Here is a 10,193-nt window from a genome sequence, read left to right on the forward strand (position 1 = left end):
AAGCCAACATTGGTTGGCTTTTTTTATAGATGATGCGCTAAATATTTATAATCGGCGTTATCATTACTTATTTTATATTCACCTAAATGATTTTTATAGATCTTCATTCACATATGAGAGTTAACAAAGTTTAAAATAATCATTTTTGGAAGAAACAATTAAAATAGAATTAAAAGTAATATTAAGTATTATCTCAATAATTTAGCTTATATTCGATATACAAGATCGATGCTTACCAGTTTGAAGTGAAATATAAATGATACTTATTGAAATCAATGAATTGTGCATTATATATATCTTGTGTAGCTTGTTGTACATGATTGCGATAAATATTTTCATATTCGTATGAACCGAAAAATGGACCTTGATAGACAGGCAGCATTTGCTCTGCTTTTTCGGGCGAATACTTAAGCTCGTTTAAAATCCAATGCAAATGTTGAATATTACTTTTTGTAATACGTAACTTTTCGCAGTTTTGAATGTCAAAATTCTTTATAAAATACCCCTGCAATGCATTAAACTTTCTATAGTAACTATATTCGATCATTTCTTTAGTATCTTTATTCTTCAATCATATCTTCTTCAGCTACTTCACTTCTAGGACCTTCACCTGGTTGAGGAAGTTCTCCTCTTGCTCGTTTTTCATATATTTCCATTTGCTCTTTAGGGATATTAGGATTATATGATTCTTCTCTTTCTATTTGTTCCATTTCTCTATCTGATGCTTCAATTGCCGCTTGAACTTCTTCCTCTTTAGTTCTTCCGTTTCTAGGTTCTGGTTGAGAATATTCTTCCATATTTAAATTATTATTTACTTCTTCACTACTGTCTACTTCTTCTTGTTTTTGCTCTTGTTTTTTATTTTCTTTCTTTTCATTTTTATTACTTACTTCAGTTTTATTATCCTTATTACCTTCCATTAAATCTTTAAAATTGCTATAACCAAATAACCCTGCTGCAATAATAACTGCTACCAATGCGATTGACGTTAATACACCTAATAATTTTTTCATAATAATTTCCTCTTTTCATTTTAATATAAGAGTGAGGAATGACTCCATTCCACTTAGAATGAGTCATTCCTATGATAATATAGTCTACTTCGAGATTTTTATCAACTCTGATAATTTTGTAGTTATTTTTCATTTTAATCCCTCCATAAAAAAAGCCAACATTGGTTGGCTTTTTTTATAGATGATGCGCTAAATATTTATAATCGGCGTTATCATTACTTATTTTATATTCACCTAAATGATTTTCATAGATCTTCATTCACATATGATCTTGGATGGACTTGCACCCCACGCTAAAATCACATTTTCACTGTTTTCTATTGCGGTACTGATGTACTAGTCCTTTTACTATTGAAACGTAATCATGTGATGCTAAACAATTAGCAACCCTATGCCAATCTGATTGTGTAGTGTCATGGTTCATAGATAATCCTCCTTTTATTTCAACGTCCATTTTTGACGTGCTTTAGGGTTAAGTGGATGCATGATTTCATTCGTTACTGGATTAATGAGCTTTTTGACTTTCTTTTTATGAGGTTTTAACATTTCCATTACTTGTTCAACACGTTCTACAACAACTGGCCGCTTCGCATAAGCACCATAAGCAAGAATTACTGTGTCACTCTCACTTATCACTTTCATCAAGTGGATGTCTGTATGTTTATCAAAAGGTTCTTTGATATGTTTAAGGTTCTCTGGAGTTTTAATATTAGAGAATAGATTTACAAGATATACTGCGCCATATTGTTCAGAATTCGCTAATTGGTTAAGAATTAGAACAGTGGTAAGATCGAGTGATAATACGCCATCTAAATGAGGATACATCGTTATCACTGTACATGCGGGTTTGTTTTTATCCCAAGTCTTTTTGAGTAAGTAACGATGTTGTTCATCGTCGCTAAAAATTGCTTCTGTGTGTATGGTGCTTTTGACCGTATTCATAGTATTCACTTCCTTTAGTATTCTTCAGGTAACAACATGACGTAATAAGAAAGGTCTACATCATCTTCTCGGATAATGTAGACCTTATTGATATCGATAGACTGTTTGATATTTGCCTTATGCGTTTTGACATACTCAGGACGTTCTTGTTTGTGTTTGATATATAGTTGGTTATTGTGCATATTGAATTGGAATATATGAAAATAATCCAATGATTCCTTGCCTTTTGATTGTGTTTGTTCTCGTCGTGCTACGAGTTGCCATAATTGTTTTTGTAAGATGATAGGTAAGCTATTGGCAATACCACGAGTGATATATCTATTCATAAGCGTTTTCCTTTCGTTCTGATTCTTTCATCCAAATGATAATTTCACTAAGAATTGTAATGACGAGTTGTGTAATTTTGATGTACTTATGCATATTATTGTCCTCCTGTTAGTAAGTATCGTTGATCCAAAAGGGGCATGATGGTGTTGTGCATATATAAGAAATCCATATCGTTATTCTCATCGATATAGCCGATGGCTATGAGTTGTTTTTGATAATACAAAATGAAAGGATAGATATTTCTTTCGTGTAATGTATCTGAATAATAGGTGTAGGTATGAAGTGTTTTATTACTGAGTGGCCCAAGCCTTACATATTGGTCAGGTAAGATATGATCAGCGATTTCCTCGATAGATTCACATTCCCACTTTTCATCTTTTGGCAGTTCGAATAAGTTGGTTATATAGTGCTTGAGTTGTTGTTCTAGTGTCATGGTTATGACCTCCTAATGTATTTGATTGATGTATGTACGTGATACATCTTATTGATAATATAAGTTTGAAATAATGTTTGTTTCGCTTAGAAATCCCACTGAAATAGAGAAAAGGTCCAATAGAAAGTCGTCACAATTGTTGATATAACAAGGAAATCCCGTTATCCCGCTCATTTCTCGGGAAGTATAGCTATATATTTATATATCATTTGGATTTGTAGATGTCAGTACGACTTACTTTTTCTTTTTATATTATTTATTTATAAATAATAATGGGATTTCGGGATTACGCTTGCGTAATCCTTATCCTACATGTATTTATCAAATCCCATTGCTAACCCGATCATATTTTATTTTGGGATGTTCTTTCGTCATATCAATATAAGCTTCACATTGAGCCATGATTTGTTAGCGTGTTGAATATATTTGTTAGATGAGTGTTATTGAATGACGAAAGGACACTGAGAAAATAAGTTGAAATACATATAATTTAACTTTGACTTTTGGTGTAATATAAAGTGAAAGTCAAAGGAGTTGAAGCTAGTGGTAAGTTTTAGTAAATATGGTCATTATTCAGATGATGACTTGAAGTATGATATGAATGGTTCCATTGATGGTTATCATTTATATGATGGAATATACATTACTGATAGAGTTTGGTTTTACATGCAGGAAAAAGATATGGATTTTGAAGATGCTCTCAATGCATTAGGTTTGAATTATGATGAAGCTATTGCAGATGAGGAGGATATCCCAAAACTAGACGAAAAAAGACAGCGTCTGATGGACGATCCATGTAGATTTCCATTTGAATATGATGAATATAAGTGATAGGCAAGGTGCATAAATGCATCTTGCTTTTTTTATTAGATTTTAAGGTAAAGAGTTTGAGGCAAAAATAAAAACGAAGTGCTGAGGTGCACTTCGTCGAGTTGTTTATTATTGAAAAGTTGTTTAATAATCTCATTATTGAGCTTGAGTGTGACATAGAATTGCTTTTTATGATTCTCATCTTTACGAATGTCAATACGGTCAATGACCGTAAGGTATAATGCCTTGAGTTGTGATTTATCCATGGATTCTATATTTTGAAATATTCGTTGTAATAGGGCAGCGATTTGTTTCGTATCATAAGATGGTTTCTCTTGATTTTGTTGCTGCTTTAGTTGATTCATTTGGTTTGTAATGTCATTGAGTTGTGTTTCATATTGATGAATGGTTGGTTTGAGTGCAGATGTTAAGTCTGGATTGTCTTCGATGGTTTGAACTAGATTTTTAAGTTTAGTGTTAATTTCATCAAATTGTTGTTGTTTATAAGCAATATCATGATTGAGCGCAGCTACATCGACTCTATTCTCTTGATTGACACGTTCGACAACTTGTTTGATAACTTTATCACTTTTGACTATTTCGAGTATTTGATCCATAACATACTTTTCGATAACATCAGCTCTAACACTATTGGCTGAACATACCTTTGATCCTTTGTTGCGAAAGTTGCTACAGGAATAGTAACGGATACGTTTCTTAGTGCCATCTTTGAGTGTATTCGTTGTATTGCTAGCGGCCATGGCTGCGCCACACTGGGGACAACGTATAATACCCGTGAGTAGGTTAGTCCCTTTACCATGTACTTGCGGCTTTTCTTTGATTTGTTTCTTACGCATTTGGACTTTGTCCCACAAATCTTGGCTTATAATAGGAGAATGCTTTCCCTGAGCGATGACAGGTTTATCGTTTAGCCCCTTACGACGCTTTTCATTCCAGTCTTTGTATTTCGCAAACTGAATTTGTCCAATGTAGAAGGGGTTAGATAGGATATAGGTTATAGAACCCACACTAAAGGGTTTGCCTTTTTTAGTGACATAACCTTTATGATTCAACGCATTAGCAATTTTACGGTAACCATGACCTTTAGCGTAAGCTTCAAATATATATTTCACAATATTGGCTTCATGTTGATTAATCATCAGTTCATGTTTACTATCGGGTATTTTTTCATAACCTAACGGCAAATTGCCTTGATAATACCCTTCTTTCGCTCTAATTGTCTGGCCCATAAATATATTGTCTACAATATTATTACGTTCAAATTCTGCGAAGCTCGCAAGCACCTGCAGCATGAGTTTACCAGAAGAAGTCGTGACTTCCATACGCTCAGACAAACTGAAAAATTCGACGTTTTGTTTATGCAAATCTTCGACAATTTTGAGTAAGTCTGATGTATTACGTGCTAGTCGGTTTATTTTGTACACCATGACACAATCGATATGACCTTCATTCGCATCCTTCAACATACGTTGGAGCTCAGGGCGGTTCATAGATTTTCCGGAAATACCACGATCTGCGTATACATCTACCACTTTGAAGTTATTAAATTGACAGTATTCTTCAATCTGATTGATCTGGCCTGTTATCGAGTAGCCTTCTGAGCTCTGCATCTCAGTCGATACGCGTACATAAATTCCCACACGCTTTTGTTTAAGTTTTTCCATGATTTTTCATCCTTTCTGATTAAGCAATCGATGATTTCATATCTTGATTGACGATGTTTAAGGGTTCATTTTTGAAATAGATTCCTGTAAGCGTTTTGTTTTCTGTAATATGAATTTCATCAATATAGGGGTATAACATGTTTAACGTGAAACATTGTTGAATGACATTTTGAAAAGCCCTTTGAATTTGAGTCGAGCTAATGGATGAATTGGTTTTTGATTGTTGTTGTAACAGTAGAGATTTTTCTCTGAATGTATCTGCAGTAATCGTCCCTTGAGCGAGCTTTTCTATTAGTTGTTCTTGGGTGAGTGTATGTTTCGTTTCCAAAGCTCTTTGGTTTTTTAGTTGTTGTTGGATTGTTTGATTAATTTTTGAATAGAGCTGTTGATTTTGAAAAAAGTCCTTACAAGTTGTTAAGACCCTTGTTTCTAGCATTTGTGCATTGATGCCCTTGAAATCACAGACAAAACGTGAAGCATTCATATTTCTTGGACAAACATAATAACGCAATGCGTGCTTCTTTTTCCTAATGGTCAGATTGGTGAGCGTTGAACCACAACAAGGGCATTTGATTTTTTGTTTGAGTTGGTTGTCTGAAGATCTACGATTAACTTGTCTTTGGTTTCTAACTTTTTGAGCGTATTCATACAAGCTGACTGAAACAATAGGGGGGAACATATTATCGTATTGTCCATATTGATTTAGCACTCGGCCACAGTAATTAGGATTTAGGATAATACAACGCACTTGGAAAGGTTTTCGGTTGATGAGGTGATTGGATTTTTCTAAGCGTTGAGAAATTTTCTTGTATCCGTAACCTTCCACGTAGTCGTCGAATATGGCTTTTACAGTAGGTGCTTCATCCTTATTTATAGTAAATGTCCCGTCGTGATAGTGATAGCCAAAAGGGGCGTGAGTTGTAATGAGTTTACCTTGGCGTGCTTTTTCGCGTAGTCCATTTTTGACCTGTTCACTGATATTATCAGATTCTAACTCTGCAAGGCTGATGAAAATGTTAAGTTTTAAACGATCAAAAGATGAGTCTAAGTTGAAATAGCCATCACAGACACTTAAGATATGAACCTGATGCTTTTGACATAATCTGATAAGTTTCAAAGCATTTTTCAAATTTCGGTGTAATCGATTCAGTCTGTAGCAACATAATACGTCACAGTGACCTTGTTGAATTAGCGTAATGACTTGTTGGTAACCATTGCGTTTATCAGTTCGACCTGATTGCTTATCGCTATAAAAGGTAATGTGTTGAATATTATGCTTTTCGGCTAATGCCTTGATGGTTTGTTTTTGGGCTGAGAGTGATTGTTGTTTGAGTGTACTTTGACGTAGATAACCTATTGCTTGTTTCATCCTGTTTCCTCCTTCCAAATTGATAATATATATTTATGAACGAATTTATATATAAGCCCAACACCAGTGAGGTGTTGGGCGTTATTATTAGTCATCAACGTGATTGATTTCTTCAATCACTAAATCAGCGAGTAATGTGATTAATTCGTCCAATGAAAAGACCTCCGATTCTATAAAATATTTAAAAATTTGATAATATGATAAACAGTCATTCTGTCGTCTCTTGTACTTTTCACAAAGAAATTAGTGAGAGCTACCTCATTCATAAATTCAGGGTGAAATTTATAAAGTATCAAGAGTTTACGTTGTGTCTCAGTTAACGTATAGGATTCTATATCATAGTTATGATCAATATAGTTTACGACTAATTGTTGATTCTCTAATTCGACCAAAGAGCATAATGTGTATTGTGTTAATTTGAATTTGGTATTCATTTTAATTTCCTCCAAGTATTTGATTAAGTAAGCTACAACAGCCTTTAGGGTGTTATAGCGATATTTTATAATCCTAAATCGTGATTTGCTTCGGATTGTTTAGCTTTCGTTACAAAATCTTCTAGCAAATTTTTATTTGTATTATCAACGAATGGTGGTATACTAGGTTCTGTTTTAGAACTCAAACCAAACATTGAAGCATAAGTCATATCTAGCTTAAGATGATAAAAGACAATAGTCTTCTTTTTGCCATTAGTATCTGGAACGCTACGTTTTGTTGTTTTACGGTTCCGATCAGAATGGATATAACCTTTGTCTCGTAAAGCATCAATTACAATATTTACATCTTGGAATTGATTTTCATTCAACATATTTTTAAATACATTTTTCAGGATTTTAACTTGTATGTGGTCTTCTTTGAGTTCAATAAGTCCATAATTCTCAATCATTGTTGATAGCTTGGTATCCTCAGAGAATTTCCCCCGGTTTTGCGCTACAAACTGAACAATGACCTCGATAGATTTCTCTGCTAGTGAGCGTTCTGAAACTGACTCCAAGTGATAACTAACCAAGTATTCTCTTACTGCATCTATACCAATAGGTACTGCAATAACACGTTCGAATATCCGAGCAGATGTCGCAATCACTGCATAGCGTTTGAACATACGAATACCAGTATTACTCGTTTCATTTTTTAGTTGGTTTTTGAACCAATCATGTTCCGCATGAAACCATTTAATTACTTCGTTTCCACGTTTTAAAAGATATTCAGCTATTAATGGCATTATATGGCCATAATTGACCGATGTAGCCCTTTTAATTGCATCTGCATTGTCAGCACTTGTTGTAAAGGCTTCAGATATTTCAATCGTACGGACGTTCAAACCATCATTACGTGCACTATCATTTAAAATACTGTGTTCTGCGGTACTTATCACTGTAGTGCCCCAATTTTTGAGTTCTTTGACATTACCATCAATATTAGAGCGTTGTCGGCCCTGTCCCTCTGCCAAACTGTACAACAATCCAGTAGTGTCTTTGAAGGTTGCAGCTGACAATTCATCTAATACGATAGGCACACCAAAGTTACTACTTAAATATCCTTCAAGCGCGTTTCTAGTACCATTCCATGATCTAAACAGGGTATTACTGCCTTTAGTAGGGTTGCCGGCTATTGAAACAGCTAAAGCAGCTGCAGTCGATTTACCTGTGCTTGAATTTCCCATAAATGAGAAGATGGTTCCCGCAAACTCGACCTCATGTCTTGTTTTTAGGAACGCAGTAACTAATGAAGAAGCAGCAAATACTACTGCAAGTTCTAGTAGTAAGTTTCCTTTAACTTGTTTTAAGTACATCTCCCACCAGTCTTTGAAAGTACCTTTTGGTTGTAAATCATAGTGTGTTTCACAAATGATTTCATTAGCTTGAGATTGCTCTATTTCTTTTGAAAAGTATGGTTTATCCAATGAAATGACCATACCTTCATCAGACTGTAATACACCTACGCCGGTATATAATTTAGATAACGGAAGTGACTGGCGCATCGATTGTAACGCATAGCTTAATGATTTAATGTATCGTTCATTGATGTTGAAGCCGTACTTAATTAATCCAGGTAGCTTGAAAGATGTTAAGATATCTGATGCCTCAATACGTTCAATATTTTTTCCATCTGTAATAATCAATTTCTCAACCCCTGTAGACGGGTCGAGAAATTTATTTTCAATAATGATGGGACTAGACAATTGAATGATTTTTTCTACATCATTGTTACTTTTAGGTGGAATCACTTCATAAAAGCCATTTGAATTTAAAAAATATGGATATTGCTTGAATATGTTGTTAGTCATTAGTTGTTACCACCTTTCCAGTTATGTTTGTGAAGCATTGGATTAGGTCCTGTCTTACGATAAACTAAGTTCCCGTTGCTATTCTTACCAATAATGACAAATGGGACATTTGGCATGTTCTTTACAAAGTATGCAAACCAGCGACCAACATCTTGTTGTACGTCAGTTGAACATGTAACGTTGGACGCCAAATTTAAATCGTTAAACGTAAAATCTTTACCAATTGCTAAATTAAAAGCAACACCACAAGCGCGTCTTTTTAACAAAAGAAAGCAATAACTTTTTTTGCTCATATAAAATTCCTCCTAATAATTAAAATCATCAAATTTGATGTAATTACATACTAATCCCTCACAAGTAGGCTTAGTTTCAAATTTTCAAGGGGAATTGTAGGACATTGATATAAAGGGGTTTAAAAGAAAAAATACCTATCGAATACATGTATTCGATAGGCAATTAATTTATTAAAAATAAATATTTCTATGCTTTTTACTGTTTTTAAAACGTGATTCATAAAATTTACTAATAAGTTGAGTCATTAATGTATCACGAAAATCGTTAGGATTAGAGGTCGAACCATATCTACTATAAAATGTGCTTATGTCATAGTCAGCAAGTGTTGAAAGTAGTTCACTTTCAATAGTTGAAGTTAGTTTGCGATTCATTTGAATGGTTTTAGCAACTACCGACTTTAAATCTGAATTTCTAGCATAGCCATTAATTAGATTTTCTATATGCTGTGATTTTTGATCGTATTTTACAACCCAATTCTTTAAGTCCTGTTTAAGATTACTTATTATATGTAAAGATACTAGTATGTCTTGCTCTGTTGCTTTTTGTATTATGACACTTACAGTTTGAATGAGTTCATCTAATAAATCTGAAATAGCTGTAAATAGGGTGAAATGAAACGTATCTTCAACAGTTGTCTTATAATAGAGTTCATTATAACTGATTAGATTTTCCTCCTCCATGAATTCATCAATTTTTTCTTTTGACTGTATAATGTCATCAACAGTTATTGTTTTTTTGCGCAAGCTTTCATTTGCAATACTGCGAATAAATTTAAAGTAAGGGTCATTTTTATCGTATAGATAAAGTGAAACACCAATAGCAGATTGTCTGAATTGATCGATATTGTCAGATTGTTCTAAAGAATCATTTTTATGAGTTGACGGTTTAATACTATTTGCAATGTCAAAATATTGGGAGTCGCTTTTTCGTTGTTTAATTAAATTTTTATTAATTAATTTTATAAAATAGTTTGACTTATTTTGACTTAATATGCCTTTTTCCAGATAGGAGTCCTGCTTTTCTTTATATACAAGAT

10 protein-coding genes and 1 pseudogene are annotated in these 10,193 nt (G+C 33.7%); 1 reads left to right on the forward strand and 10 read right to left on the reverse strand.

Annotation, left to right across the window (positions count from 1 at the left end; all coding sequences use genetic code 11):
• Nucleotides 1–232 precede the first annotated feature (232 nt).
• From CD122_RS00820 to CD122_RS00840, 5 genes are all read right to left on the reverse strand, one after another.
• Nucleotides 233–571: a hypothetical protein gene (locus CD122_RS00820; protein ID WP_240624097.1), complete on the reverse strand. Its 339-nt coding sequence runs from the start codon at nt 569–571 to the stop codon at nt 233–235.
• Nucleotides 561–1,013, reverse strand: coding sequence for a hypothetical protein (locus CD122_RS00825; RefSeq protein WP_103357131.1), 453 nt, complete (start codon nt 1,011–1,013; stop codon nt 561–563). The genes CD122_RS00820 and CD122_RS00825 overlap by 11 nt, the downstream gene beginning before the upstream one ends.
• 438 nt (nt 1,014–1,451) lie before the next feature.
• On the reverse strand, nt 1,452–1,955 hold the full coding sequence (locus tag CD122_RS00830; protein WP_103357132.1) for a DUF1643 domain-containing protein: 504 nt from the start codon (nt 1,953–1,955) through the stop codon (nt 1,452–1,454).
• Nucleotides 1,956–1,969: 14 nt separating this feature from the next.
• Nucleotides 1,970–2,281, reverse strand: a complete 312-nt coding sequence (locus CD122_RS00835) for a DUF960 family protein (RefSeq protein WP_103357133.1) — start codon at nt 2,279–2,281, stop codon at nt 1,970–1,972.
• 95 nt (nt 2,282–2,376) lie between these two features.
• A complete protein-coding gene (locus CD122_RS00840) occupies nt 2,377–2,715 on the reverse strand; it encodes an SAUGI family uracil-DNA glycosylase inhibitor (protein ID WP_103357134.1) in 339 nt (112 codons plus the stop codon).
• Nucleotides 2,716–3,258: 543 nt separating this feature from the next.
• Between CD122_RS00840 and CD122_RS00845 the strand changes: the two genes are divergently transcribed.
• Nucleotides 3,259–3,546 carry a hypothetical protein gene (locus CD122_RS00845; RefSeq protein WP_103357135.1) on the forward strand — a complete coding sequence of 96 codons (288 nt, stop codon included), beginning with the start codon at nt 3,259–3,261 and terminating at the stop codon, nt 3,544–3,546.
• A 35-nt stretch (nt 3,547–3,581) separates the two neighbouring features.
• Here CD122_RS00845 and ccrB read toward each other — a convergent pair whose 3' ends face one another.
• The 5 genes and pseudogenes from ccrB to CD122_RS00875 all read right to left on the reverse strand — a co-directional run.
• The gene (ccrB, locus tag CD122_RS00850) at nt 3,582–5,210 is read right to left on the reverse strand and encodes a cassette chromosome recombinase CcrB (RefSeq protein WP_103357136.1); all 1,629 of its coding nucleotides are present in this window, start codon (nt 5,208–5,210) and stop codon (nt 3,582–3,584) included.
• A 19-nt stretch (nt 5,211–5,229) separates the two neighbouring features.
• On the reverse strand, nt 5,230–6,579 hold the full coding sequence (gene ccrA / locus CD122_RS00855) for a cassette chromosome recombinase CcrA (protein ID WP_103357137.1): 1,350 nt from the start codon (nt 6,577–6,579) through the stop codon (nt 5,230–5,232).
• A 499-nt stretch (nt 6,580–7,078) separates the two neighbouring features.
• Nucleotides 7,079–8,863 (reverse strand): cassette chromosome replicative helicase, encoded by a 1,785-nt coding sequence (gene cch1 / locus CD122_RS00865; RefSeq protein WP_103357139.1) that lies wholly within the window; start codon nt 8,861–8,863, stop codon nt 7,079–7,081.
• On the reverse strand, nt 8,863–9,156 hold the full coding sequence (gene ssb / locus CD122_RS00870; RefSeq protein ID WP_031863540.1) for a cassette chromosome ssDNA-binding protein: 294 nt from the start codon (nt 9,154–9,156) through the stop codon (nt 8,863–8,865). Before ssb ends, cch1 begins: the two co-directional genes overlap by 1 nt.
• A gap of 171 nt (nt 9,157–9,327) precedes the next feature.
• Nucleotides 9,328–10,193: pseudogene (locus tag CD122_RS00875) on the reverse strand (hypothetical protein); the annotation flags it as partial.

This window comes from Staphylococcus rostri (assembly GCF_002902145.1).
Classification (GTDB): Bacteria; Bacillota; Bacilli; order Staphylococcales; family Staphylococcaceae; genus Staphylococcus; species Staphylococcus rostri.